Source organism: Treponema paraluiscuniculi Cuniculi A (genome assembly GCF_000217655.1).
GTDB lineage: Bacteria > Spirochaetota > Spirochaetia > Treponematales > Treponemataceae > Treponema > Treponema pallidum.
The window spans coordinates 868,504-892,328 of record NC_015714.1 but is presented as its reverse complement, the minus strand read 5'-3'; the positions used below and the strand labels follow the sequence as shown (position 1 = coordinate 892,328).

Below are 23,825 nucleotides of genomic sequence, written 5' to 3'. Positions count from 1 at the left end.
GTGCATGCTTAATACGTCTTCCACCTTGCATTGCCTGTGGATGCCAGTTCACGTGCGAGGGTGTTCCTATTCTGCACGGAGTAAGTGTTCGGGGTAACGGATGTTCCATAGGAATAGCCCATGCGGCGGTGCGGTGGGCCCTGCAAGGCGCCTGTCTTTCGCGTGCAAAATGCGGACGAATTCGCGCACGGAGCACCGCTTCTTTTCGCAGTGTAGTAGAGTTCCTGTAAGAGAGCGCACCATTTTCCAGAGAAAGGCATTAGCAGAGATTTCGAAGGTCAGTACGCGATGGTTGAAAGAAAAGTGTGTGTCGTAAAAATAACGCGATTTACTCGCACTTTTATCTCCTGCAGCAGCAAAGCTTGTGCAGTCTAGTTCTCCCTTGAGTGTTGCAGCATATTGATTGAGCAAGTGTATATCGGGCATTCTCGCAATGTGCCAGCAGTAAGGCAGTTCGTGCGCGTATGCGACGGGTGCGCAGTGGAGGTGGTAACGGTACGTGCGCATGACGGCAGAGAAGCGTGCGTGGAGTTGAGAGGAAACTTCGCGTGCGTCTGTAATGCGAATGGAGTGCGGGAGCAGCGAATTAAATGCAGGGATAAAGCGATACGCGAGTATATTTCTCATGGGGGTACAAAAATGTGCTGCCTGTCCTACTGCGTGTACGCCAGAGTCTGTTCTCCCTGAACCGATGACTGCTATCTTTTGGTGGTGAATTTTCTCAGCAACTTTTTCCAACTCACCTTGGACAGAGGGAGCGCGTTCCCGTGAGCCTGAGACCTGTTTTTGCCATCCGCAAAATCGTGTTCCATCGTACGAAATACGCAAGAGAATTTTGCGCACATCATTCATGTAGTTTCACTGTCTTCGTGTAATTCTGCGAGCAGGTTTTCGTACAATTGTCGGGCGAGTTCCAGCAATGGACCTGGCTTCTCTTTTGAAGACTTTCCTAGGCCAAATATCTTTGCAAGTCCTTGTTTGTTCCGCTGCATGCGCTCCCTTCTGACTGCTCCGTCGCGCTTGGTCCCGTATTTATACTCAAGGAGATACGAAAGATAGAGTACCCCGTCGTACCCATAATTTTTATCCGTGTCCGGTCCAAAGGATTTTAATCCTGCGATAATTTCTTCGCCTGTGCTTTCGCACTCAATTGCCTTGCGATAGAAAAAAAGTGCCTTTTGGTATAGAAGATTGCGGATGTAATCGTAATGCTCGTTCGGATCTTTTTTTTCAAGATCAGAAAAAAGCCATGCTGCCCTGAGCGCGCAGATCCCCTGTTTAATGGTAGGAGAATACTTTTTATCAAAAAAGTCATAGCACAGTATTGCCAAGTAGTAAGCCGCCGCCCCAGAGGAGAGTGTGCGCAGTGCACTAAAATCCACCTGAGGAATGAGCCGCTCAACCGATGTGCGGCGCTGTGATGTGGTGGAAGAAAGTTTAGTGACAATCCCACGCTCGATATTTCTAAAGTCTTGCAGAAAGGTTGCATAAAGACAGGTGGGACAAACTACCACGTGGTAAATGGGAGGAAATACCTCTCCATACTTTGCGGACGTCTCGTATGTCCTTCTTAGTTCATCGGTTAAATCACCAGCAATGGTACGACCCCCTCCAGAATGCATTTCTTCTCTTTGGAAGACGGTTGTGCACACCGGACACTCGATGCGCTCTTTTGAATAGAAAGACACAGTGCTTTCTTTTTTGTCTGTTTTCTTTGTAGATGACCGGGTCATAGCGGTTCTCCCTCGATAATCACGATGGCTGAGGCGACTTCTCTCTCATGCGTCAGCGACACCTGTATATGCGTGCCTCCTGTTGCAGCCAACATAGCCTGTGCAGCACCGTAGACTTCTAGTCTCGGCTTACCCCATCCATTTTGACACACCCGAATGTTCTTTAGCTCCATGTTTCTGAGCCCCGTGCCGAGTGCCTTTCCAAATGCTTCCTTTGCGGCAAAGCGCGTGGCAAGAAACTGCGCTCGCATGTGGTTTTTAAAAAAGTCTACAATCTCTTCTTGATGAAAGAAGCGACGGAGCAGGCGCACGTTGTGTGTCCAAGATACGAATCGTTCTATTTCTACTATGTCTATTCCTACGCCAATGATCATTCATGTCCGTCCGCCGGGACTGACTGCGCTTCGCGCACATGAACGTGAACCTCTTTGGGACTGTACTGTACCATACGCACGTGTTCGGGCAGCGAGAGGATAAGGGGAGCGGTCACGCGTCCGGGTTCAGTAATTTCTCTTGCAGAAACGGAGAAGAACTCCTCTGGGTGCATCTCTTCAATTACATGCTTTGGCACCTGCACCTGTGCACGTATGGTGACCGGTTCGATGCTGAACGTAAGGTGAGGGGCACAGTCGGTGAACGAGACGTGTGTTGTCTCAAGCTCTTTGAGCTCAGAAACTTCCCGAACTCTGACAACGAACTGCGTTTTAGTTTTTGGAAAAGAAACGAGCGTACTCGGATTGATAAGTCCAATGACGCCTGAGAAGGACGCGCGTCTATTGGTTATGTCGAGCGTTTCGGTAACTGCTTGTGTGTAGGAAACGAGCAAAGAGGCCGGACCGCGAATTTCCACCATGGAAGGATTTGTGTCGACTTCCCGCAGCTCATAGCCGTACGCAGGGACACCCTCAAGCGATAGGGTTATGGGGATATTTTTGGTGACACTACGCTCCAGCTTGAACGGGATGATGGCAGGATCTGCGACAAGTTCAAGCGCATCTGGTGGTGCAACATGGTCAGCTACAGTCACCCGCACAGGAACTGCATACTCTCCCTCCTCTGTGTAGGAGGACAAATCCACATAGGGGACAATGTCAGATCCGCGCAGTGCGCCGAGTGTATCACGTGAAGCGCGCATCAGCACCGTCACCTTTTGGGGAAAGCGAAGCGCAGGAGTTAGTGCGCCTTCATTTCTCACAACTAACGGAACAGAAATGGCGCGCTGTTCCAGCAGACTGCCGCTGTAAAATTGCACGAGCAAAAATGCAAGCAGTATGCTCGATGCCTTGGCAGCCCAATTGTGCGCAATCCTATCAAGACAACGTGCTGCGACCATGATCCAGTGCCCCTTGAGCGTGTCCAGCCCGAGTGGTAGTTTCGAGTAACTGTTTGAGCTGCGCCAATACGTCCGCGTGCGGAAGATCGTAGTACAGCTTTGAATCGTAGGCAAGGCTGAGCGCGCCCGTTTCTTCTGACACGACCAGGGTAATGGCATCTGTTTTTTCAGCCATACCAAGCGCGGCACGATGACGTGTGCCGAACGTTTTCCTAATATCGTGCTGTTCAGAAAGCGGCAAAAAGGAGCCTGCAGAGACAACGAGCCCATTGCGCACAATGACTGCTCCATCGTGCATGGGGGTATCGTGGCCAAAAATAGTCACAAGCAGGCTGGATGAAAGGCGCGCGTACAGCGCGGTACCCGTTTCACTGACCTCGCGCACAGTATGGTGACGGGCAAATACTACCAACATGCCGCGCTTCCTTTTAGAAAGAACATCTGCGGCAGTTAATACCGCGTCGATGTGCGTATGGTGTGCGCATTCGCGCTGTCGGAGCCAGTTCTTCTCTCCAATTTTCAAAAAAATTTTTCTTAATTCCGGCTGAAACACAATAGTAATGCTGATAGCCACGCCCGGGGCAGTTGCATTGAGAATCCAAAGGAGCGTTTCTAATTTTAATACGAAAACCAAAGCGTAGAGCACGAGAATGGAGAAGGCGCCTTTCACCAACTGGACTGCCTGTGTTTTAACAAGTATCTCGTATGTCTTGTACAGGAGGAAGGAAAGGAGCGCGACATCCAAAAGCGGACGAACGTACGCTGCGTACCACAGGACCATACTTCTAAGAAATAGCACGATGTTCTGACTCCAGGCAGCGTGTGCGCCGATTGAAACGGATGCGGTCCCCCGGCGCCTGGCGTGAGCAGGCGGGGCCTCCCCGTTCCTTCCGCTGTACGGCGGCCATCTGCCGCATGCGCTGCAAGCGCACGCGGATGTAACGAACGGCGTGCAGATGCATACTGTTCACCGAATCTGCCCAACTGAATGGGCTAACAGCCATTCTGCGCGTGCGGCAATATGCGGTGCAGAAAGGCCTGCTGCGGCGAGTACCTGCGCGCGCGAACCATGCGGGTAGAACATGTCCTGAAAAGCAAGCACGTCGCTGCACGGAGCCGGGTGCCTGGTGTTCAAGAGTGCCTGGAGCGCTTCTGCAATTCCTCCGATTTTTACGCCGTCTTCGACAAAAAGAACGGAACGGTAGCGACCTACAAGATCCAAAAAGTAATCTTCGTCTACCGGCTTTACGAAGCGCACGTTGTAGATATCTGCAAATATGCCCTTTCGCGCAAGAGTGTTGGCCGCAGCGGTTACCTCGGGAAAAACGCCCCCTGTGCACACTAACAGTACATTGCACTCATTCTCTCGGGTGATAAGGACGCCGCGTCCGGTATGTACAGGTGTACTGAATCCGTCTTCTTCAGGTGGACATAACGCCTTAGGATAGCGGATAGCTACGGGGGTGTCCTGTGCAAGCGCCCAGCCAAAGAGCAACGAAAGCTCGTGCGCCGACGCAGGGCACAGGATGCTTATGTTCGGAACAGCGCGAAGAATGCTGAGATCAAACAGGCCCTGGTGTGTTTCCCCATCGTGGGGTACGGCACCTGCGCGGTCAAGCGCAAAAATGACCGGCAGATTCTGCACAGCAACATCGTGAATAACCTGATCAACGGCGCGCTGCAAAAACGTACTGTAGACGGCAACGACAGGTTTTACGCCGGTGCATGCAAGCCCTGCGGCGAACGTGACCGCATGTTGCTCAGCAATGCCAACATCGAAGAAGCGTTCAGGGTATATATGGGAAAACAATCCAAGCCCGGTGCCGCCAGTCATAGCAGCGGTGATAGCGACAACACGGTCATCAGTACGCGCTGCATTTAGGAGGGTATGGGAGAAGGCTTCGGTAAAGGTGAGCGCATCCTTTTTTTCTACTATTCCTTCTGCAAGGTTAAACGGTCCTACGCCGTGGAAATCGGTAGGATTCTGCTCCGCAAAGGGGTAGCCTTTTCCCTTTACAGTCTGCACGTGGAGGAGAGTGGGACGGGTGAGTTTTTTAGCGTCGTTGAGTACGCGCTCAAGATCTTCGATATGGTGTCCATTTAAGGGACCGACGTACTCGAATCCAAAGTCTGCGAAAATATTTGACTGGTACAAAAGCGTTCTTGCACTTCGTTTCAGGCGGCTGAGGGCGCGGCAGGCGGGGCGACCGACGAGTGGGACAGTCTGGAGCGCGCGGCGAAGCCGCGTTTTGAGCTTCTGGTATGGACCTTTTACCGTGAGGGTACTCAGGTAGCGGGAAAAGGACCCCGTATTGGGACTAATGGACATTTTGTTGTCGTTGAGGATGACGATGAGATCACTGCAGGAACGGCCCACATTCAGGAGGGCCTCGAAGGCGAGGCCCGCGGTGAGTGCGCCGTCTCCTACGACAGCGACTACCTTACCTGATTTACCCCGGTATCGTAGGGCGCTGAGGATACCACTTGCGGCAGAAAGTGCCGTGGAAGAGTGACCGGTACCAAAAGCGTCGTACGGGCTTTCATCGCGCCGCGGGAACCCCGAAATACCATCCTTCTGGCGGAGGGTATGGAAGCGCCCTGCGCGTCCAGTGAGGAGCTTGTGCGCGTAGCACTGATGACCGACATCCCAAACGACAACGTCGTGGGGACAGGAAAAGACGCGGTGGAGTGCGATGGTGAGCTCGACGACACCGAGGTTACTGGCAAGATGACCACCATTCGCGCTGACAACGCGCAAGATCTCCTGGCGTACCTCCTGCGCGAGCGCGCACACCTGCTCGGGGGAGAGACTCTTAAGATCGTGGGGCCCAGTGAGGGAGCGAAGCAGCGACAAATCCATGACGAAAACGCCTCATGTCGAACAGAAGGCGCACGGGCCGAGACTACCTGTTCTTGTGCCGATTCTTGCGAAGCTTCTTCTTGCGCTTGTGGGTTGCTATCTTTTGCTTTTTTCTTTTCTTTCCGCAGGGCACGTAGAAACTCCTCAGGAATCCAGGCTGGCAGGAGCGTAGCGGAAACTACCCAAATGGTCAAGGTATACTCGTGCGTAGCACAGGCTCGGAAGGAGCGAGTTTACTGAATGCGTACAGGTGGGTGACGCTTTACCTACGGACCTGATTTAGGTAGAATCAGCGCCTCTGCGGGGCTGTGCTCTGGCGCGGGCGGTTTCCGCACGCGGAGGCACGACAGGCGTCCGCACGAGAACAAAATCAGACCAACATAGGAGATGCTCGCCATGGGACGGGAGTTGTCGTTTTTCTTGCAGAAGGAAAGTGCGGGATTTTTTCTCGGTATGGATGCGCCTGCAGGCAGTAGTGTCGCGTGCGGCAGTGAGGTGCTGCGTGCAGTGCCTGTAGGTACAGTGGATGCAGCGAAGGAAAAGCATATCCCCGTGGTAGAAGTGCACGGACACGAGGTAAAGGTGAAGGTGGGGAGTGTGGCTCACCCAATGACGCCGGAGCATTACATTGCGTGGGTGTGCCTCAAGACCCGGAAGGGTATTCAGCTCAAGGAACTTCCGGTAGATGGAGCGCCTGAGGTGACCTTTGCACTGACAGCAGACGATCAGGTGCTCGAAGCCTATGAGTTTTGTAACCTGCACGGGGTGTGGTCAGGTAAGTAGGGGTGTAGTGCTCTCCTGTTTCTAGGAAGGGGAGCAGGAGATTGGGGGCGTGTTTGCGCGCAGTACGCCCTTGCAGGATGCAGGCGTGGTGTCGGGGCGTGCACAAGCGGGGAATATGCGAGAATTGGAGCATTTCGTGCAGTCTCTTGCCACGGCTGCTTGCGCGCTGGGCGCGGGCCTCACGCAGGTTGCGACGTCAGAGCGCGTGTGGTATCTCCTGCGCTTCGTTGCCGTGCTGTGCATCACCTCTGCCTTCTTTCGAATGCTGAAGCGCGGTGTGCGCCGTGTTGTTGCAAGGCGGTTATCCGCGCAGACGCAGCATTTTGTGTTCAAAACACTAAACTATCTCTCGTTCACGGTGATGACGTTTACCGCCTTTCATTGGTTGGGGATCAACGTGAGCGCGCTGCTAGGGGCCGCGGGGATAGCGGGAGTAGCGCTTGGATTTGCGGCGCAAACGTCGGTTTCAAACGTCATATCAGGGCTGTTTGTCATGACCGAACGTGCTTTTCGAATTCAAGACGTGATAGAAATTGACGGTATCGTCGGTGCAGTGCAGTCAATTAATTTGCTTTCGGTGGCGCTCAAAACGCTCGATGGGCAGTATGTGCGCGTGCCCAACGAAACGATCCTCAAAGCGAACCTTGTTAACTATTCGCACTGTCCTCATCGCCGAGTGAAAACGGAAGTTTCCGTGGCGTATGGAAGTGACCTGCGCCGGGTGCAACAGCTCTTGCTAGATGTTGCGACACGTAACCGGTTTGTGCTTTCGGATCCTGCACCGGCGGTTTTGTGGAATGCCTTCGCTGACTCGGGTATTGACGTAACGCTCCTGACCTGGACTCACATTGAGCATTTCAATGATTTGCGCAATGCTATCTTCGTGGATATCGACGAATGCTTCAAACAGGCGGGCATTGAGGTTCCCTTTCCGCATGTGGACGTACGGGTGCAGGGGGCGTGCGATGCGCCACGTGCGGAAACGGTGTGAAATGCAGGGTGAGTCTTGATGTGCGCTTTTTCTTTGGATATTGACAGGATGGATAGAGGGACAGGGGGAGGCCGAATGAGATGAAAGGAAAAACGGTGAGCGCTGCGCTCGTAGGGAAACTCATTGCCCTAAGCGTAGGGGTGGTTGCGTGTACTCAGGTGAAGGATGAAACGGTGGGGGTAGGGGTGCTGTCTGAACCGCACGCGCGCTTACTTGAGATCGCAAAAGAAGAAGTGAAGAAGCAGCACATCGAACTACGTATTGTAGAGTTTACAAACTACGTGGCGCTGAACGAGGCGGTAATGCGGGGGGATATTCTGATGAATTTCTTTCAGCATGTGCCCCATATGCAGCAATTTAACCAGGAGCACAACGGGGACCTGGTAAGTGTTGGAAACGTGCACGTAGAGCCACTGGCGTTATACTCTAGAACGTATCGGCATGTGAGTGATTTCCCCGCCGGCGCGGTCATTGCCATTCCAAATGATTCGTCCAACGAGGCACGTGCACTCAGACTTTTGGAAGCAGCAGGGTTCATTCGGATGCGTGCGGGTTCAGGACTGTTTGCCACGGTAGAGGATGTGCAGCAAAATGTGCGCAATGTGGTACTTCAGGAGGTGGAAAGTGCCCTTCTGCCGCGCGTCTTTGATCAGGTAGATGGTGCGGTGATTAATGGAAATTACGCAGTAATGGCTGGTCTTTCTGCACGGCGTGACGGGCTTGCAGTGGAACCTGATGCCTCAGCCTACGCGAATGTGCTGGTGGTAAAACGAGGAAACGAGGCTGATGCGCGCGTGCAGGCGGTGCTCCGTGCGTTGTGTGGTGGGCGCGTGCGTACGTATCTGAAGGAACGCTACAAGAGCGGGGAGGTGGCGCCTGCCTTGTAGGGTGCGAGTTCTTTCCGTTTAAAACCTACCTAGTCCTGACAGTTCTTCTGCATACTCAAGGATGGGGATGGTGTGGGTGTGTCTTTTGAAAGAAGGTGTCCCGTGTGCGCGTCGCGTTTCATAAAGAGCGTGCGCTCTGTGCGGGAGCCTTCGATGTATCTGAAGGAGGCGCTGTGTTTACACGAACACGGACAGTAGCGGGGGCATTCGTTCTTGTCTGGTTTCTTGCACGTGGCAGTGCGCAGGAGCAACCTCCCGCTGCTGCACAGGCGGGAGCAGCTGAGGTGCGAGAGGCACTCTCTCTTTACCGGAATGGGCGTAGCATGGACACTTCAGGTAGGCGTGAAGATGCACAAAAGATGTATACGCAGGCGGTTGAGCTTTGTCGCAGTGTGCTTGAGCGCGATCCGCGACACACCGACGCGTATGCAGTGTGTACCTGGTCTCTTTTCCGTCTTGGTCGTTATGCAGATACGGTTGCCCTATGCCAGGAGGCGCTGAAAATTTCGGTCGATCACCGCGTGGTGGAAACTCTCGCAGAGGCGCTCTTTTTTGTCGGCGATTACAAGGGTTCCATGCATGCTATGGAGCGCTATATTGACATGGCGCCGCGCGGTGAGCGTATCAGTGTGGCATACTTTTATTTGGGAGAGATCTTTCGCCTCACCAAACGCTTCCGGAAGGCAGACATCGCGTACTCAACAGCGGTGAATTTTGAACCGTCGAATGCGCTGTGGTGGTATCGCCTGGGACTTGCGCGCGAGTACGCAGGAGACAAAGGCTTTGCACTTGATGCATACCGACGTGCGTTGCATTTGCGTCCTGAGTACAAAGAGGCACAAGAATCCATCAGGCGCCTGAGTTAACCTCCAAAAGGTTGACGTCGGAATGGTGTGCATATGAATCTGGAAGCGTTTATTTTAGGGTGTGGCGGCATGGTGCCATTACCCCATCGACATCTGACTTCTGTGTTGTTGCGTCGTGAGGGAGAGTTGTTTCTGTTCGACGCTGGGGAAGGTACCCAAGTGTCGTTGCGGCGTCTGAGCTTACGCTGGAAGAAAATCAGTGCCATTTTCATCAGTCACACCCATGCAGACCACATCACTGGGCTGCCGGGGCTTTTGATGCTCTCTTCTCAAGTTGCTCGCAGCGAACCGCTGTACATCATCGGTCCTCCAAGAACTGCAGAGTATGTGGAAACGAGCCGCAGGATTTTGGACATGTACATTAATTACGAGATTATTGTCAAAGAGGTGATAGAACCACAAGTGGTATACCGTGGTAAGGGTTTTCAGGTGCGCTGTTTTTGTCTGGATCATACCAAGCCGTGTATGGGCTACACGCTAGAAGAGCAGGATCGTCCCGGATCATTTGACCCGCGCGCGGCTCAGGATTTGCACGTTCCCTGTGGGGCGCTGTGGTCTCAGTTACAGTCAGGGGTTGCAGTGCAGTCCGCGCAGGGAGTGACAGTATATCCTGAACAGGTAATGGGACCGGCGCGTCCGGGGCGTAAGGTGAGCTTCGTCACTGATACAAAATATTTGCAGTCCATTGCAGCCGAGGTGCGGAATTCGGATTTCTTTGTGTGTGAGGGAATGTTTGAGAAAGGGATGGAAAAGGATGCAGCAGAGAAAAAGCATATGACGTGCGTGCAGGCAGCCACGATAGCGCGCGATGCGCGTGTGCGACTTATGGCACTCATCCACTATAGCCCTCGATATACCGATCACGAGTTGAAACGTTTATTAAAGGAAGCGCAGCGTGTTTTCCCGCACACTATTCTGTCTCGTGATCAATTGATGGTTCCCATTGCGTATCGAGAATAGATGTAACGCGCCGTTGCAATACTCCGTTGGAATACCGAGGCGGTTGGTACAGTTACTTTCTCTGTAGTGTTCTCAGCGGGAAGGAAGCGCGGCGTGCGGGGGCTATAGAGAGTGGAAAACCTTTACGCATTTTTTTTCGCGTGTTACCATGCGCCCACATCAGGAGGTCTTAAGTGAGTGACATTGCATGCATTGAAGCGCGCGAGATCATCGATTCTCGGGGAAACCCCACTGTCGAAGTGGATGTCTCGCTCAGTGACGGTAGCTTTGGCCGTGCGTGTGTTCCTTCAGGGGCGTCTACCGGAGAGTTCGAGGCGCTTGAAATGCGTGATGGAGACAAGGAGCGCTATAATGGTAAGGGTGTTCTCAAGGCCGTTGGAACTGTCAACACGCTCATTGCTGATACGCTCGAAGGTATGGATGCGCTCAACCAGGGTGAGATAGATCACGCGATGCGGAATCTGGACGGCACTGACAATAAGTCAAAGCTTGGTGCGAATGCTATGCTTGGCGTCTCCATGGCTTGTGCGCGTGCTGCTGCAGACTTTCTGGGTGTTCCTCTCTACCGTTACCTCGGTGGTGTGCACACTTTTCGCATGCCGGTCCCTATGGCCAACATTATCAATGGGGGGAAGCATTCTGATAATAAAATTGACTTTCAAGAGTTTATGGTTATGCCCATCGGCGCTGCGTCCATGCGCGAAGCGGTGCGCATGACCGCAGAGGTGTTCCACGCGTTAAAGGGCCTGCTTGCCGCCGACGGCAAAGCTACGTCAGTTGGTGATGAAGGTGGTTTTGCGCCTGATTTGGATAACGAGCAAGCCCTTGAGTACATTATGAAAGCGATCGCAAAAGCCGGCCTTGCGCCGCGGAAGGATGTGTGTATTGCGCTTGACTGTGCGTCTTCTGAGTTATTCGATGAAGGAGATCGGAGAGGGTACAAGTTTTGGAAGTCGAATCCGGGGAAGCTGTTCACAGCACAGGAAATGATTGATCTGTACAAGAAGTGGATTGCTACGTATCCGATTGTGTCTATTGAGGATCCGCTTGACCAAAACGACTGGGCAGGTTACGTGCAGCTCACGAAAGAGTTGGGAGACAAAGTTCAAATTGTGGGAGATGATTTTTTTGTAACCAACACTGGGCGTCTGGCCCGAGGCATCAAAGAGGGATCGTGCAATTCGATTCTGATAAAACTTAATCAGATTGGCACGGTCACAGAAACTGTCGACGCGGTGCGTATGGCTCAGAACGCAGGCTACGCGGCGGTGATTTCACATCGTTCGGGTGAGACAGAGGATGCGTTTATCGCAGACTTAGCAGTGGCACTTGAGACAGGTCAAATCAAAACCGGCTCGATGAGTCGCAGTGACCGGGTGGCGAAGTATAACCAGTTGATGCGCATTGAGGAAGAGTTGGGTGCACAGGCGCGCTACTACGGGGCAAAGACCTTTGAACGGTTTGGTTGTTAGCTTGTAAGGTGCGAGGAACTCTATAAGAAGTTGGGGTGCGGGGCAGAGAACGCAGGACTCCGTGTCGTTTCTTCTTTACTTCCTGGCGGAATGGTTGCTGGTCTTTCTGCTGTGAGGACGCTTTTATCTTCGCCAGGATGTGTTTTATACTCCCGCGTATGGGCGCGGGAGTTTTCGTCAGCGATAATCGCCTTCAGTTTTCTCGTAGTCTCGCAGAGGTTTTACGTAATCAGGGGTGTCGTGTGTGCTTGAGCGCACACGAGGCAGCTCGTGGGGATGTGCCTGTGCGTGATGGGTTGGTTTATTGGAATCGCGCGTCTCCCTTTTCATTGCGCGGTATTCTGCTTCAGATTGAAAATCTAGGCATTGTGCTTGAGACAGCGGTGTTCGTTTTTGACGCGCAAAGTTATGTAGATCTTTATCCGGGAGATGATTTTTCCAGTATCGATCGGATCTCGGTGGATTTGATCGTGGCAAATATGGCATTGGTGCACATGCTGACTGCGCATTTTGTCAGTCAGGCGCGTGGGAAACTTCTGTTTGTGCACCGGGAGACGAGCGCGCACTGTGCGTCTGCTATGGTATCTGTTGCGTCTGCCGCTTTTGTGCGCATGGCGGAGGAGTGCGTGCTCGGTCTTGCGCGAAAGGATGCACCGCGTATGCAGACATTGTTAATACGGCTTGACGGAGTTGACGACGATTCCTATACGCAGTGGATTGCAACGCAGCTTGCATCTCCGGTTCTGTCACGTGGCCCTGGGCGATGGGTAAGGGCTGGTCAACGTAGCTTTTTTGGAAAATAGAGGTCACGCGGCGTTGTCTTTCCCTTTCGTTGCCGTGTTCTTCTCTTTTAACGTCTTTATTGTTTGCTTCGCTATAGATTAATGACGCGGTATAATCCGTGTAGCGTAAAGCCGATCTTTTCGTATACGCGCCGCGCTGCCATGTTACGTACCTTTACGAAAAGCACCGGTGTTTTTCCTATATCGAGTCGGTTATACGCAAGTGTTGCAACCAATGCAGTGGCAATGCCCCGGTTGCGATATGCAGGCACCGTATATACCCCGCCAATTTGGTGACAATGAAAGCCATGTGCGTTTGTTTGCGCCTTTGCAACGATGTGTCCTCCTATTGAGGCGTGGAATATCACGCGTGTACGGAGATGTGCGTGCAGGGTACGCACGGTCGCCTTATGTTTTGGACTGTTTCCTACGGGCAGCACTTCTTCACGTTTGTAATGCATATGGAGAGGAAATAGCTCTCGCATATCTTTTAGCTGTGCGCGCCGGATATGCAATGGAGCACTGTTTTGCTCACATTCAACACGTGGTGTGTGTAGTGGCAGCACCAGTAGGTAATATCGCTCCTGCTGCGCGTGAGTTGCAATACCTGAAATCGAGCGTGCGATAACGCACGTGTGCATTTCTGTACCTACAATCGAACGCACCTGCGCGGTTACCAGCCGTTTGCAGGCACGGTAGATCGCCGCACTGTTTGTGTTTGGCTCACTGTTGTGCAAAAGCAACCCTGCGCGCGTGAGCAGGAGTACTGCACACGGTTCTGCATCTCGGTACAGTACGCTACCGCCCCGTATAAAGGGAGCGGTACCACGCATGGAAAAAGAACATTTAGCTGCTTTTAGATATTCCGCCAAGCTGACACTGAATGCTTCACGCGACTTAACGAAGGCAAGGGCTTCATCAATGGTATGCGCGTCGAGGTTGCGAACGAGACGAGGCACTATGTCCCCCACGACGGAGGTACAGAGGAGACAGAAAACGTGCATGGCCCGAGAGGCTCCTGGAAGATCGAGTGCACACCTGCGCACGACCCCGCTAGACCCTTTTGCAAAAGACACACCGTCGCAGCCAGCGCGAGCTCCAAAGCTTCCTCAGAAAGAGTTGGGGATGGGGAGAGAGAACAGTACCCTCCCCCCGAAGGATAAAAAACGCACACCCGAAGTGCAAAGACGCGCAGTTCTAGTTTTGGAGTGTGTCGATGTAACTCGCGGCGGCGTGCGCGGCAAGGGCACCATCCGAAGCAGCAGTAATAACCTGCCGGAAAGACTTAGCGCGCACATCCCCCGCAGCGAAAATCCCCTCTACAGAGGTACGCATCTCGTCGTCGGTGACGATATAACCGGTGGAATCCTTTTCTGCGTCGGGCAAAAGACCGGTGATGGGAACCATACCGATGAAGAAGAAAACAGCATCACACGCGAGCTCTCGCGTTTCTCCCGTCTTAACATCCTTAAGCAGAACGGAGGAAACTTTCGTTTCACCACGTACCGCTTCAAGCGTAGTGTTCCATTGAACGGCAATATGTGGATTTTTAAGTGTGCGCTCTGCAATGGCCTTCTGTGCACGCAGAGTGTCCCTGCGGTGAATCATCGTCACCCGATCGGTGAGGCGAGACAGTACTAGCGATTCATCACACGCAGCGTCACCCCCACCAATGACCACCACGTGCTTGTTTCTAAAGAAGGGTCCATCGCAGGTGGCACAATAGGAAACGCCACGGCCTAAAAACTCACTCTCCCCCGGGATGCCCATCTTGCGATGCTCTGCACCGGTGGCAAGAATAACAGACATCGCCGTACATGCTCCCGTACCCGTGGTAATGTGGAAAACGCTATCGCGCTTACCGATAGTGGTAACTTCTTCGTAAGCAATCTGAGCCCCAAAGGCAACTGCCTGCTTTTTCATGTTTTCCGCGTACTCGAAGCCACTGATAGGAGTTGCATAACCCGGATAGTTTTCCAACGAATCAATAAGCAATGCTTGACCACCGTGTGCCTTGCTCTCAATCACAAGGGTCCTGAGATTGGCGCGACATGCGTACTGCGCTGCGGACAGTCCCGCGGCCCCAGCGCCTACGATGATAACGTCGTAATCTGTCTTCATGCCGAGAGTGTATGCACGCGTAACTGATTAGTCAACACTTTTTTAGGTGCCCTATGTATGCCGGTAAAAAATATATGATTGAATTCAGGAGAAGATACGTGTGGAATTGATTATTCCTGCCGTGCGTGCGCCTGTCATTCTCAGCGGTTAGGCCCTTCCTTTCCCTTGGTTTGTAGGGAGGTCATTCTAGTAATTCGTGTCAGAATACATTAGACTCACGCCATGGGCGCGGCTACGACGGGGTTTCCCATAAAGGCTGCAGTCATACACTTCACCGCTCTTAGCAGACATGAACAGTATATCGTCTCGCGCGCGCTGTGTGCTTTGCGCACGCAGCCTCGGCGTGCGCAGGTTGTACGCCGGCGCGTGTCTAATTTAAAACGTCTGGTCCGTGCTATGCGTTCGTACTCAGGTGCAGATGGTGCGGACGTAGAAAGGTTTGGAAAGGGAACGGTGACAGACCTGGCTGATGCAGGAAGGTTCCTTTTTTTACCTGCACGTGTGTCGCTTAGGCGTGGGTACCTGATTGCTAAAATCCAAACCTTTGCGTTTCTTACGCAGGAGGTAACGCGGGTAGCTCTAGCTGAGTACCTGGTGCAGGAGTTGCGCCAGGTGCAGTTTGCACTCGTGTGTATGCTCATGACAGAGGATCTATACCTCTCTCTAATGGAGCAGGAGCACATACCCGCGCGTTTGAAGACTGCTGTTACGCATGCGCTCGTAGCGCTGTGGGAACAGCGTCCGGATGAACGTGCGCGGCGCGCCACGTCGGCACTGCATCAGGTGTGGTGTGCACGGGAGCACTTGGCCCCTAGCTTTGGCTCAATGCTCGGTTCTAGTGAGTTGTTTTTGCTCTCGACAGAGCTAGACGAGATGTGGCGCGACTTTTTAGTGCAGCGCTTGAGCGAAGCAGGAGTTTGTACCGCACTAGAGGAGTTCCTGTTTGGTATTTCACATGAGCAGATCCAAGCCATTCGCTTGCAATTGCGTGCGCAGGGGGTTGCGGCACTGAGCCGTCAGGAAGCATACGCCCTGATCGGGGAAAAGGGCGGGGGAGAAAACACGCGGACGCACGCATACCAGCGTGTAGCTGATCTGTGCTCCTTTTATAGGTCGTTTGTAATACGCAAAAGAGATGCCCAGGCGCGACTACGCCTAAATATGCCTGGACCTGTACGAACCATCGAAGAATACTACGTGGAGTACCTTTTTTTCCGTCAGGGGGAAGCCTGTTTTGTACATTAACGTGCGAGCTGCGCCTTCTACAAAGAGTTTTCCTTTAGGAAAGGTGTGTCGCGTCGAGACAAGCGGTCAGCACCTACTGTTTTTTCATACTCCATCACCCGAAGCGTCCCCACGCGCACCTGCGTGGAAAGCTGGGTGCGCAAAAAGCACACTATCTGAGGGTGCCGTATTCGTTCGGCTCCTTGTTTTACCCATACGGCGCAGTGCGCTTGCCCTTGCGTGTCTACGCGCACGTGTGCGTAGACACGCAAGGATGTTGCATAAGCACACAAACAAGATCCTCTGCGTACACCGCTTCTCCGCGCGCACCGAGTTGCATATGGCACGAGCTGCTGCAGGGGAGGAGATTACCGGTTTCTGCCTTTGTCCAAAGCGTCCCTGTACGGAGCCAGCCGTCGGGAGTAAACGCTGCACGTGTGCGTGCCTCATCGCGCCAATAGCCGGGTGTTACACCCTCTCCCCGTAAGGCAAGTTCCCCGGTGCTGGTGAACGCGTTGTAGTTTAAAAGGCGCGTTTTTAAACCGGGCACCGCACGCGTCTGAGTGCGTGGCGCCGGCATGTCTTTGTCTTTTGTATTTTTCTTTGCGGTCACAAAAATGAGCACGCTCGCATGTAGATACCCGTGAAAGAGCACCGCTTCCAGCGGGATCCGGTGCAAAATCTGCGTGTGTTCACTGCACTCTTCGCTCCAGAGAACCAGGAGGCGCAGCTGTCCTCCAAGTTGGGTATGGAGCTGCCGAGCACAGGGGCGGCGCGAACGCGGCTGCTCGGGAGCCTCCAGAAAAGGTGGGAGACAGAAAAGCAACGTCGGCTTTACGCATTGCAATTGCTGCAGTGGCAACCGCATCTGTGGGAGTGGAGGTGCATACCACACGCAGGCACCCTGTAAAAAAACCGCAAGAAACGCACACACGAACTCGAATAAGTGTGCAAGGGGGAGGAGCGAAAAAACCACATCGTGCGTGCGTACACGCAGTACACGCTGTGCATATCGCGCGGTGCACAGTAAATTCCGTTGGGTAAATGTTACGGCACGGGGAGGAGTGCCAGCGCCTCCGGTGCTGGTGTACACCACGCTGGCAATGGCATCTGGGTCTGATCCAGCATTCCTCCAGTGCGTCGCAGGTACTGGAGTGTTTTGTACACCGTCCGTTGTGCGGACAAGGGAGAAATCTTCCAAAGCGATCAGTGTTCTCTGCGCGGTGTGCGATACGGTAGAAAGGTCCTGCCCGTCTTTTGCGGAGCAAGAAGCAGCGTCCGGATCGGTGAGTGTATCCGCTTGGGCGAGTGTTTCTCTTTCTGCAGCGCCCGCAATGACACAGCAAACGTGAGCATGCTGGAGGCAGCGGCGCAGCTCCTGCGGACTGAGCTCTGGTACGAGAGGGACTGCGCGGGCACCAAGGCTTACTATTGCAAAGTAGCTAACTCCCCACTGTGGACAGTTGGGGCCAAAGAGCGCAACGCAGCTTCCTGCGCGCACACCACAGCGCATCAGCAACTGGCGTGCACGGCGCACACGCTGTGCAAAGAGACGGTAGTTCAAGCAGCACCGCGAATGCGTGTCCGTAGCATGGCCTAGGAAGCAGACTGCATTTTGAGATCCAAAGTGCTGGGCACAGTGTCTGAGTGCCGCTTCAAAGGTAAGATGTGGCACGGTTCCCCTTCGACTGTACATGGCGGGCATAGTATCTGCATTTGTTACGTTTTTCTACCGTTTTATATCTTTTACTACGTCATACGTGCAGTGTGTACGAAGCATTATCGCAGAGCACGCGGGTCCCCACGGATGGTTTTTATGACCGTAAAACTTCTGTAGTGGCATTAAACGCCGCAATACGCGATGCGATACGGCCAGGAGAGTGCAGAAAGCTACGGTGTAGCCGTGTCAGCGCAGGGGTAATTGGTGATAAGCACTTCGCACCTTTTTCCCCTTGCGTGAGCGGATCGTGCGATACACCGAGGGGCGTTGAGTTGTTGCACACGGAATGGACGATACCATGCGCGTACCTCAGGGCAATCGCTGTTTGAGAGCATAAAAAGAACTCCCCGCGCGTCCAGGTGCATGCAAAATGCAGCGAGCGATTCGTGCGCTGTTCTATCAAAACCGGTTTTATCATAGGCACTGAAGGTGCCAAGGTACGGTGGATCGAGATACACAAAATCTCCTCGTGCAGGTTGAATGCAAGAAAAGTGTTGGCAGTTAAGAGTGGTGTTTGCTAGCGCACGCGCGCAGCTGCGTAAATTCTCCTCATCAATGCGTATTGCAAGGTGTCCGACCTGCGCCGCAGGCTGTGTACTGCGAGGGGTAGGCGCGGTGGTATTTAGAAAAGGAGACGCAGGTGCAGCGCGTCCGAGAGGCACATTGAATTGACCTGCTTTATTGACACGGTACAGTCCGTTATAGCAGCTCCGATTCAGGTACAGGAAAAGCGCGGCAACCTCGAGCGGATGCTCGCATACGGCGAATTTACGCCGCGCAAGACGGTAATAGGTAGGGGTGTGGCAGGCGATGTGCTGTCCAACCCGGACGATAAGTTCTTCTACACGGTCACGAACGGCTGCATACGCGCACAGCAGTGGCCAATTTATGTCAGATAGATAGATGTCGTGTAGGCGCACCCGAGTACACGCGCACAGGTGCCAAAAGAGCGCTCCCCCTCCCACGAAAGGCTCAAAGTAGGAGCCGAATGTCTGTGGCATATGCGCAAAAAGGGTTGGGGCGAGGGCGCGCTTTCCTCCTGCCCATTTTACGAAGGGGCGGGCGGTGTCAGAGCGGGACAAGGAGAGTATCCTTACAGGGCAGCATACGCGCTACTCCCGGAGGGTGCCGGATAATTGTTCCCATGCAAGGCGAGCGGCGCACTGTTCTGCGCTTTTTTTGCTGGTGCCATAACCGGGTCCGAAGCGTGCATCGCCAACGGTAACATCCACCCAGAAGCGTACGCTGTGATCAGGTCCGGTGCGCTTGACGACCGTGTACTCCGGCTTACTACGATAGCGCTGATGTGCAAGCACCTGGAGGGTAGATTTGTAGTCATGGTGCAAATTTTTCTCTCGTATGGGGCGGACACGGGGGAGCAGGAGACGGAGAACAAAACGCTCTGCCGCCTTGAACCCTGAATCCAAAAAAAGCGCACCGATGACAGCTTCGGTAGCGTCGGCAAGGATGGCTTTTTTGTGCCGACCTCCTGAAAGCTCTTCCCCTTTTCCTAGCAGAAGGTAGTGGTCTATACGCAGGCTCAAGGCAATGTCCGAGAGGGTGTCAGTAGACACGAGCACCGCCTTAGTCTTTGCTAAATCCCCCTCGTGACTGTCGGGAAGTGCGCGATACAGGCAAGCAGCGGCTACCGCGCCAAGCACGGCATCCCCGAGAAACTCCATGCGCTCATTGTGGCGCACACCGCAATGGCCCTCCTTTGAGGAAAACAAAGACCGGTGAGAAAGTGCCTGGTCGAGTGCGGCAGGATCGCGGAATTTAACACCGAGCGTCTCTTGCAGGCACCGGAGAGACTCCCTACGCTCGGGGGTGAGGGGAGAACGAGAGCGGGAAAAAATATGACCGAGACACAGGCTCATGTCACTTTGGACTTGATGAACTCGTACGCATCTCTGACTGTTTCGAACTCGTTTGCTTTTTCGTCGGGGATAGTAATCCCCATCTCCTCTTCGATCGCATAGACTAACTCGTAGGTATCTAGGCTATCAGCGCCGAGATCTCCTCGGAAGGAGGAATCAAGCGTGATGGACGCCTCCCCCACCTCTAATTTCTCTGCCACTAATGCCCTCATTCTTAAGAACAACTCATCCACGGGGAAGCCTCCTTGTGCGCGAGCAAAAGGCAGCCGCTCAGGTGCACACTCGCACGGGCACTAGCAAAGGTCATCAGGGTTGATCACCTGGCGCCCCCGGTAGAAGCCACACCTACCACACACACGGTGAGACTGCACAAAATTACCACAGTTCCCACACTCAACAAGATGTGGGGCCTCAAGCCGCATATTAACCGCACGCCTTCTACGGGTGCGTGCTTTTGAGGTATTTGCTCGGGGCACTGCCATAGGGTGCGCTCCTTTCTGCGCAAGAATTGTGCGCTTCGGACCGTCGACCGCAACACACAGGCTCGCCATTGTGCATGTTCTTCGGTGAACGGTCAAGGGTGCTCGTGTGTGCTTCTTAGCATTGTGCAATGCCCCCTGCGTGTGGGGGCAAGGGACGGATGTATTGCAAGAGGGAGAGAGCGTATCCTCTGCATACAGAGCGTACCGGGAGCGCACGGCAGGTAATGGAGCTTTTTGGGAGATATCTGGATCCGGTGCACGGGGAGCAGTACAATGGGTGCCCCATGTTCGTAGTTACCGTGCAAAAGTGGACGCAGGAGACGTGGACTGCAGAAACGTTTTTACAAAGTCCTGCGTGGGCGCACTTCAAGCGAGCGTACGGCTGGCAGACGTACGTGTTCAGCGTGCATGTGCGCCCGGATGCAAACACTAGAGGAGAAAAACACTTTCCCCTGCTCATTCTGTGCAAGAATATTAAGCCCTTTGGCGTGTTTGCGTATGCGCCGGGTGCTCCCCCGTATCTTCAGGACGATCAGATTCCGTCACGGCAGATGGCGCGCGCACGCGCCAGTCTGCTACGTGAGTTAACGCGCGCGCTACTTCCCTTTTTCGTGCGTAAGCCGTTCCTCGTGCGGTTTGATCCCCCGTGGGGGTGGGCTGCTGCGGTGTGCTCGCTCCCTTCTCTTGCATCCTCCTCTACGCATTGCGCGGTGGGAACAGAGATTGAGCTCTTTACGCGAGAGCTCCACGCGTGTGGACTACGGCGCGCTGCTTGTAACGTGCAGCCTCAGGATACATTGCTGTTGGATATGCGCCCTTCGCGGGAAGATATTTTTGCTGCTTTCAAACCAAAATGGCGCTACAACGTTCGACGTGCGCAAAAGCACGGTGTGCGTGTGGCGCGTTTTGATACGCTCGCGCAGGAGGGTTCGCCGGGTAGTCTGCGCGCGGCGGTGGATGTGTTTTACGCGCTGTACCAAAAAACTGCGGCGCGTGATCGCATTGCCATCCACACCCGTCAATATTATCGCGATTTTTGCACCGCATTTGCAGCACAGGGGATGCTGGTGCTCTGTCTTGCCTATGCTCCGCGTGCAGCACCGCGGGTGCGTATTGCAGGAAAAGACACACCGAAGAACATAGAGACACCCCATCCCCCGGCATCGGAAGACAGAGAATTAGGGTGCGCTGATGAGCAGGCAATTGCAGCTTTGGTATTGTTGTGTTTTGACACGTGCGCAACTTATGTGTATGGAGCTTCTGACTATTCAGCACGCCATCTTATGGCACCGTATGCGCTGCAATGGTATGCAATTCAAGAAGCGCGTGCGCGCGGCTGTCTTTGGTATGATTTTTACGGTATTCCGCCAACGGACGATGTGCGTCACCCAATGCACGGGTTGTACCGTTTTAAAACAGGTTTTGGCGGATTCGTATTCCATCGTGTAGGAAGCGTAGATATGCCGGTTCGGCAATTGCATGCTGCGGCATATGCATGTGCTGAGCGTGTGCGTATGGGGTGGTTCAAGCGTGTTCGACGGATGGTGTGCGCCTGTCTGCAGTCACTCGGTAGACAGCGTACTCAAAACTATTCAGCGCATACTGCAGGCGCAGGTGCGTGATGGAACTACATGTGGGGAGTCCGGTGCTCTATCGAAAGCGCCCTGCGTGTGTACACGCTATCGAGCGAGGGAAGGATGCGAAGATCACCATTGAAACCGAACACGGGTTAAGACGCGTGCGCGTGAAAGACGTTTTGCTCTTGCACTCGGGCACTGTTTCTTCCCTGGTAGAACTATTGTCTGCGTCTCACATTGCGCGTATAAGCGAGGAATCCGTACAGGACGCGCGCGAGTTTTTCGGTACCGAAGCTCCTTCCTTTTTTGAACTTGCAGAGCTCCTCTGGGGGGCTTCTGCCGCGCAGTCGTGGGCCTATTGGGAGCAAAGTGTGCAAAGTGCGTATTTTGTTTGCAATGAGCCTGCCGCCGCAGTGCGCATCCGCTCTCAGCAAGAGTGCGCATCATGCGCAGTGCAGGAAGAAAAAAAGGAAGCGCGTCAGGCGTTAAAGCAGGCGTTCATCCAGGAACTACGGCGCGTCGCACGGAGTGCACGCAATATGGCACCAACTGCGCAGGAAGGAATGCATCGTGTGCACGTGTCGCAGGTGAACGAGCAGTTTACGCCCTTTCTGCAGGAAATCGAAGCGTTCGCGTTGGGGCACGCGAATCGCTGTAAGATTTTGCAGTGTGCCTTAGGCTGCGAGCACAGGGAGCAAGCGCATGAAATACTCTTGCACTTCGGGTTCTGGCCGGTGTATCGCAATCCGTATCCTGATCGTCTGTGTCTTCTATTTTTAAGTCCTGCTCATGTGTCTGGTTCTGATGGAGAACGTGCGGCGCAGCAAGATGTGCACACACATAGGTGTGTCACTCAAGCACGCACAGATTGTACGCATCTTGCCGCGTATGCCATCGATGGGGAGGGTACGCGCGACCCTGACGATGCGATCAGTTTCGATGGTACGTATTTTTGGATCCATGTAGCGAGCCCTGCAGAGCTCGTTCTTCCTGATTCGCACGCAGATGCATGCGCACGTACACGGGGTGCTTCGCTCTATTTGCCTGAGGGCGCAGTGCGCATGCTCAGCGACGTGGTGGTTGATACGTGTGCGCTTGCGCGCGACGCAGTTTCTCCTGCACTGTCTTTTAAAATTTTACTTGATGAGCACGGTGACATCAGCTGTGTGCACGTGCTCCGGAGCATGGTGCGTGTTACGCGCCTTTCCTATGCGGAGGCGGATTCCCAGCGCGATACCCCCGCGTTGCAGCCTCTTTTTGACTTTGCGCGCAACAACATTGCACGGAGAAAAGGGCGCGGCGCAGTGGACATTTGCTTTCCTGATGTCCACATGAAGGTAGATTTTCCTGTGCAAGAAACAGGGCAAGCGGGAAAGGAAATGAACGCCGGGGACGTGCCCGATACACAGGGAAAGGTGCCGCGTGTTCACATTGAAGCACAGCAGTCGTACGAGTCTATGAGCATGGTGCGTGAATTCATGCTCTTAGCGGGAGAAGCGGCAGCACGGTTTGCCTTTCTACATAACCTTGCCTTTCCTTATGTGAGTCAGGAACGTCCTCAGCTGCCCGTGCAACTACCAGCGGGATTGGCGGGGGAGTACAAAAAGCGGCGCGCGATGAAAGCTCGTCGCGTGAGCACAACCGCCGCGGTGCACGCAGCACTCGGACTGTCCCAGTACAGTCAGGTGACCAGTCCCTTGCGTCGCTATGTGGATTTGCTTGCGCATCAACAATTACTGGCGTGTATTGATCACGCGTATGCAAAAGCTCCTGCTGTAGGAAGTGCACAGACAAACGAGACGCTTGCGCTCAAGCTTGCGCAGGCAGATGAGGCAGCGCGCCAGGCCACACAAGCAGAGCGTGTATCGCGTCGTCACTGGACGCTCGTATACTTTTTGATGCACCCACACACGCGGTACGAAGCGATTGTGTTAGAGCCACTGCAACCGCGTGCACACGTGTGGTTACCTGCTGTTGCTCTTGAGGCGGATGTAGCATTAGGTCGGCAGGCGCAGTTCAACGAACGCGTAATGCTCCGTGTCGTGCGTGTGCGCCTTGCCACGTTAGAAGTACATTTTTCTGTCTGCGAGCACTGTCACCACGGCGTGACGCAGGCTGTAGAAGGTGAGGCGGAGCAGCCCTCATAAGAGGAGCATG

The 23,825-nt window shown here is 53.8% G+C and carries 24 protein-coding genes; 10 read left to right on the top strand and 14 right to left on the bottom strand.

Features of this window, described 5'->3' with window-relative positions; all coding sequences use genetic code 11:
• Positions 1 to 66 precede the first annotated feature (66 nt).
• From truA to dxs, 7 genes are read right to left on the bottom strand one after another with little or no spacing between them, the layout of a single operon-like run.
• On the bottom strand, positions 67 to 852 hold the full coding sequence (truA, locus tag TPCCA_RS04080; RefSeq protein WP_013945413.1) for a tRNA pseudouridine(38-40) synthase TruA: 786 nt from the start codon (positions 850 to 852) through the stop codon (positions 67 to 69).
• Positions 849 to 1,733, bottom strand: a complete 885-nt coding sequence (locus TPCCA_RS04075; protein ID WP_013945412.1) for a DUF2225 domain-containing protein — start codon at positions 1,731 to 1,733, stop codon at positions 849 to 851. Before TPCCA_RS04075 ends, truA begins: the two co-directional genes overlap by 4 nt.
• On the bottom strand, positions 1,730 to 2,107 hold the full coding sequence (locus TPCCA_RS04070; RefSeq protein ID WP_013945411.1) for a holo-ACP synthase: 378 nt from the start codon (positions 2,105 to 2,107) through the stop codon (positions 1,730 to 1,732). The genes TPCCA_RS04075 and TPCCA_RS04070 overlap by 4 nt, the downstream gene beginning before the upstream one ends.
• On the bottom strand, positions 2,104 to 3,066 hold the full coding sequence (locus TPCCA_RS04065; protein ID WP_013945410.1) for a CdaR family protein: 963 nt from the start codon (positions 3,064 to 3,066) through the stop codon (positions 2,104 to 2,106). Before TPCCA_RS04065 ends, TPCCA_RS04070 begins: the two co-directional genes overlap by 4 nt.
• Positions 3,044 to 3,865, bottom strand: a complete 822-nt coding sequence (gene cdaA, locus TPCCA_RS04060) for a diadenylate cyclase CdaA (protein ID WP_013945409.1) — start codon at positions 3,863 to 3,865, stop codon at positions 3,044 to 3,046. Before cdaA ends, TPCCA_RS04065 begins: the two co-directional genes overlap by 23 nt.
• Positions 3,852 to 4,037 (bottom strand): hypothetical protein, encoded by a 186-nt coding sequence (locus tag TPCCA_RS05390; RefSeq protein WP_193386045.1) that lies wholly within the window; start codon positions 4,035 to 4,037, stop codon positions 3,852 to 3,854. Before TPCCA_RS05390 ends, cdaA begins: the two co-directional genes overlap by 14 nt.
• Positions 4,034 to 5,926: a 1-deoxy-D-xylulose-5-phosphate synthase gene (dxs, locus tag TPCCA_RS04055; protein ID WP_013945407.1), complete on the bottom strand. Its 1,893-nt coding sequence runs from the start codon at positions 5,924 to 5,926 to the stop codon at positions 4,034 to 4,036. Before dxs ends, TPCCA_RS05390 begins: the two co-directional genes overlap by 4 nt.
• Before the next feature lie 396 nt (positions 5,927 to 6,322).
• Between dxs and TPCCA_RS04050 the strand changes: the two genes are divergently transcribed.
• The 7 genes from TPCCA_RS04050 to TPCCA_RS04020 all read left to right on the top strand — a co-directional run bounded on the left by TPCCA_RS04050 (position 6,323) and on the right by TPCCA_RS04020 (position 12,688).
• Positions 6,323 to 6,709 (top strand): superoxide reductase domain-containing protein, encoded by a 387-nt coding sequence (locus TPCCA_RS04050; RefSeq protein ID WP_010882267.1) that lies wholly within the window; start codon positions 6,323 to 6,325, stop codon positions 6,707 to 6,709.
• A 49-nt stretch (positions 6,710 to 6,758) separates the two neighbouring features.
• The gene (locus TPCCA_RS04045) at positions 6,759 to 7,700 is read left to right on the top strand and encodes a mechanosensitive ion channel family protein (RefSeq protein WP_245522109.1); all 942 of its coding nucleotides are present in this window, start codon (positions 6,759 to 6,761) and stop codon (positions 7,698 to 7,700) included.
• Positions 7,701 to 7,780: 80 nt separating this feature from the next.
• Positions 7,781 to 8,587, top strand: coding sequence for a MetQ/NlpA family ABC transporter substrate-binding protein (locus TPCCA_RS04040; RefSeq protein WP_013945405.1), 807 nt, complete (start codon positions 7,781 to 7,783; stop codon positions 8,585 to 8,587).
• 95 nt (positions 8,588 to 8,682) lie between these two features.
• The gene (locus TPCCA_RS04035; protein ID WP_013945404.1) at positions 8,683 to 9,453 is read left to right on the top strand and encodes a tetratricopeptide repeat protein; all 771 of its coding nucleotides are present in this window, start codon (positions 8,683 to 8,685) and stop codon (positions 9,451 to 9,453) included.
• Positions 9,454 to 9,486: 33 nt separating this feature from the next.
• Entirely contained in the window at positions 9,487 to 10,413 is a 927-nt protein-coding gene (gene rnz / locus TPCCA_RS04030) for a ribonuclease Z (protein WP_013945403.1), read from the top strand.
• Positions 10,414 to 10,586: 173 nt separating this feature from the next.
• The gene (gene eno, locus TPCCA_RS04025; protein ID WP_010882261.1) at positions 10,587 to 11,885 is read left to right on the top strand and encodes a phosphopyruvate hydratase; all 1,299 of its coding nucleotides are present in this window, start codon (positions 10,587 to 10,589) and stop codon (positions 11,883 to 11,885) included.
• Between the two features lie 137 nt (positions 11,886 to 12,022).
• The gene (locus tag TPCCA_RS04020) at positions 12,023 to 12,688 is read left to right on the top strand and encodes a hypothetical protein (RefSeq protein WP_010882260.1); all 666 of its coding nucleotides are present in this window, start codon (positions 12,023 to 12,025) and stop codon (positions 12,686 to 12,688) included.
• Between the two features lie 71 nt (positions 12,689 to 12,759).
• On the opposite strand, the gene TPCCA_RS04015 is transcribed toward TPCCA_RS04020, so the two are convergent.
• Together TPCCA_RS04015 and trxB are read right to left on the bottom strand one after the other, a co-directional pair.
• Positions 12,760 to 13,626 (bottom strand): GNAT family N-acetyltransferase, encoded by an 867-nt coding sequence (locus tag TPCCA_RS04015; RefSeq protein ID WP_245522107.1) that lies wholly within the window; start codon positions 13,624 to 13,626, stop codon positions 12,760 to 12,762.
• 238 nt (positions 13,627 to 13,864) lie between these two features.
• Positions 13,865 to 14,788, bottom strand: a complete 924-nt coding sequence (gene trxB / locus TPCCA_RS04010) for a thioredoxin-disulfide reductase (RefSeq protein WP_013945401.1) — start codon at positions 14,786 to 14,788, stop codon at positions 13,865 to 13,867.
• Between the two features lie 222 nt (positions 14,789 to 15,010).
• Between trxB and TPCCA_RS04005 the strand changes: the two genes are divergently transcribed.
• A complete protein-coding gene (locus tag TPCCA_RS04005; protein WP_013945400.1) occupies positions 15,011 to 16,033 on the top strand; it encodes a hypothetical protein in 1,023 nt (340 codons plus the stop codon).
• 223 nt (positions 16,034 to 16,256) lie between these two features.
• On the opposite strand, the gene TPCCA_RS03995 is transcribed toward TPCCA_RS04005, so the two are convergent.
• The 5 genes from TPCCA_RS03995 to rpmF all read right to left on the bottom strand — a co-directional run bounded on the left by TPCCA_RS03995 (position 16,257) and on the right by rpmF (position 20,091).
• Positions 16,257 to 17,717: a class I adenylate-forming enzyme family protein gene (locus TPCCA_RS03995; RefSeq protein WP_083815510.1), complete on the bottom strand. Its 1,461-nt coding sequence runs from the start codon at positions 17,715 to 17,717 to the stop codon at positions 16,257 to 16,259.
• 185 nt (positions 17,718 to 17,902) lie between these two features.
• A complete protein-coding gene (locus TPCCA_RS03990) occupies positions 17,903 to 18,814 on the bottom strand; it encodes a DNA adenine methylase (RefSeq protein WP_013945397.1) in 912 nt (303 codons plus the stop codon).
• Between the two features lie 30 nt (positions 18,815 to 18,844).
• Positions 18,845 to 19,609: a ribonuclease III gene (rnc, locus tag TPCCA_RS03985; protein ID WP_013945396.1), complete on the bottom strand. Its 765-nt coding sequence runs from the start codon at positions 19,607 to 19,609 to the stop codon at positions 18,845 to 18,847.
• On the bottom strand, positions 19,606 to 19,842 hold the full coding sequence (gene acpP / locus TPCCA_RS03980; RefSeq protein WP_013945395.1) for an acyl carrier protein: 237 nt from the start codon (positions 19,840 to 19,842) through the stop codon (positions 19,606 to 19,608). The genes rnc and acpP overlap by 4 nt, the downstream gene beginning before the upstream one ends.
• A gap of 60 nt (positions 19,843 to 19,902) precedes the next feature.
• Entirely contained in the window at positions 19,903 to 20,091 is a 189-nt protein-coding gene (gene rpmF, locus TPCCA_RS03975) for a 50S ribosomal protein L32 (protein ID WP_010882252.1), read from the bottom strand.
• Between the two features lie 224 nt (positions 20,092 to 20,315).
• On the opposite strand from rpmF, the gene TPCCA_RS03970 reads away from it, so the two are divergent.
• The gene (locus tag TPCCA_RS03970; protein ID WP_245522105.1) at positions 20,316 to 21,713 is read left to right on the top strand and encodes a peptidoglycan bridge formation glycyltransferase FemA/FemB family protein; all 1,398 of its coding nucleotides are present in this window, start codon (positions 20,316 to 20,318) and stop codon (positions 21,711 to 21,713) included.
• Complete coding sequence (locus TPCCA_RS03965) at positions 21,713 to 23,815, top strand: ribonuclease catalytic domain-containing protein (RefSeq protein ID WP_013945393.1); 2,103 nt, start codon at positions 21,713 to 21,715, stop codon at positions 23,813 to 23,815. The genes TPCCA_RS03970 and TPCCA_RS03965 overlap by 1 nt, the downstream gene beginning before the upstream one ends.
• The last annotated feature ends 10 nt before the right edge of the window (positions 23,816 to 23,825 follow it).

Excerpts from the sequence above, each read along its gene's own strand:
- truA (WP_013945413.1), bottom strand. The coding sequence starts at position 852 with ATGAATGATGTGCGCAAAATTCTCTTGCGTATTTCGTACGATGGAACA.
- TPCCA_RS04075 (WP_013945412.1), bottom strand. The coding sequence starts at position 1,733 with ATGACCCGGTCATCTACAAAGAAAACAGACAAAAAAGAAAGCACTGTG.
- TPCCA_RS04070 (WP_013945411.1), bottom strand. The coding sequence starts at position 2,107 with ATGATCATTGGCGTAGGAATAGACATAGTAGAAATAGAACGATTCGTA.
- TPCCA_RS04065 (WP_013945410.1), bottom strand. The coding sequence starts at position 3,066 with ATGGTCGCAGCACGTTGTCTTGATAGGATTGCGCACAATTGGGCTGCC.
- dxs (WP_013945407.1), bottom strand. The coding sequence starts at position 5,926 with ATGGATTTGTCGCTGCTTCGCTCCCTCACTGGGCCCCACGATCTTAAG.
- TPCCA_RS04050 (WP_010882267.1), top strand. The coding sequence starts at position 6,323 with ATGGGACGGGAGTTGTCGTTTTTCTTGCAGAAGGAAAGTGCGGGATTT.
- TPCCA_RS04040 (WP_013945405.1), top strand. The coding sequence starts at position 7,781 with ATGAAAGGAAAAACGGTGAGCGCTGCGCTCGTAGGGAAACTCATTGCC.
- rnz (WP_013945403.1), top strand. The coding sequence starts at position 9,487 with ATGAATCTGGAAGCGTTTATTTTAGGGTGTGGCGGCATGGTGCCATTA.
- TPCCA_RS04020 (WP_010882260.1), top strand. The coding sequence starts at position 12,023 with ATGTGTTTTATACTCCCGCGTATGGGCGCGGGAGTTTTCGTCAGCGAT.
- trxB (WP_013945401.1), bottom strand. The coding sequence starts at position 14,788 with ATGAAGACAGATTACGACGTTATCATCGTAGGCGCTGGGGCCGCGGGA.
- TPCCA_RS04005 (WP_013945400.1), top strand. The coding sequence starts at position 15,011 with ATGGGCGCGGCTACGACGGGGTTTCCCATAAAGGCTGCAGTCATACAC.
- TPCCA_RS03995 (WP_083815510.1), bottom strand. The coding sequence starts at position 17,717 with ATGCCCGCCATGTACAGTCGAAGGGGAACCGTGCCACATCTTACCTTT.
- rnc (WP_013945396.1), bottom strand. The coding sequence starts at position 19,609 with ATGAGCCTGTGTCTCGGTCATATTTTTTCCCGCTCTCGTTCTCCCCTC.
- rpmF (WP_010882252.1), bottom strand. The coding sequence starts at position 20,091 with ATGGCAGTGCCCCGAGCAAATACCTCAAAAGCACGCACCCGTAGAAGG.
- TPCCA_RS03970 (WP_245522105.1), top strand. The coding sequence starts at position 20,316 with ATGGAGCTTTTTGGGAGATATCTGGATCCGGTGCACGGGGAGCAGTAC.
- TPCCA_RS03965 (WP_013945393.1), top strand. The coding sequence starts at position 21,713 with ATGGAACTACATGTGGGGAGTCCGGTGCTCTATCGAAAGCGCCCTGCG.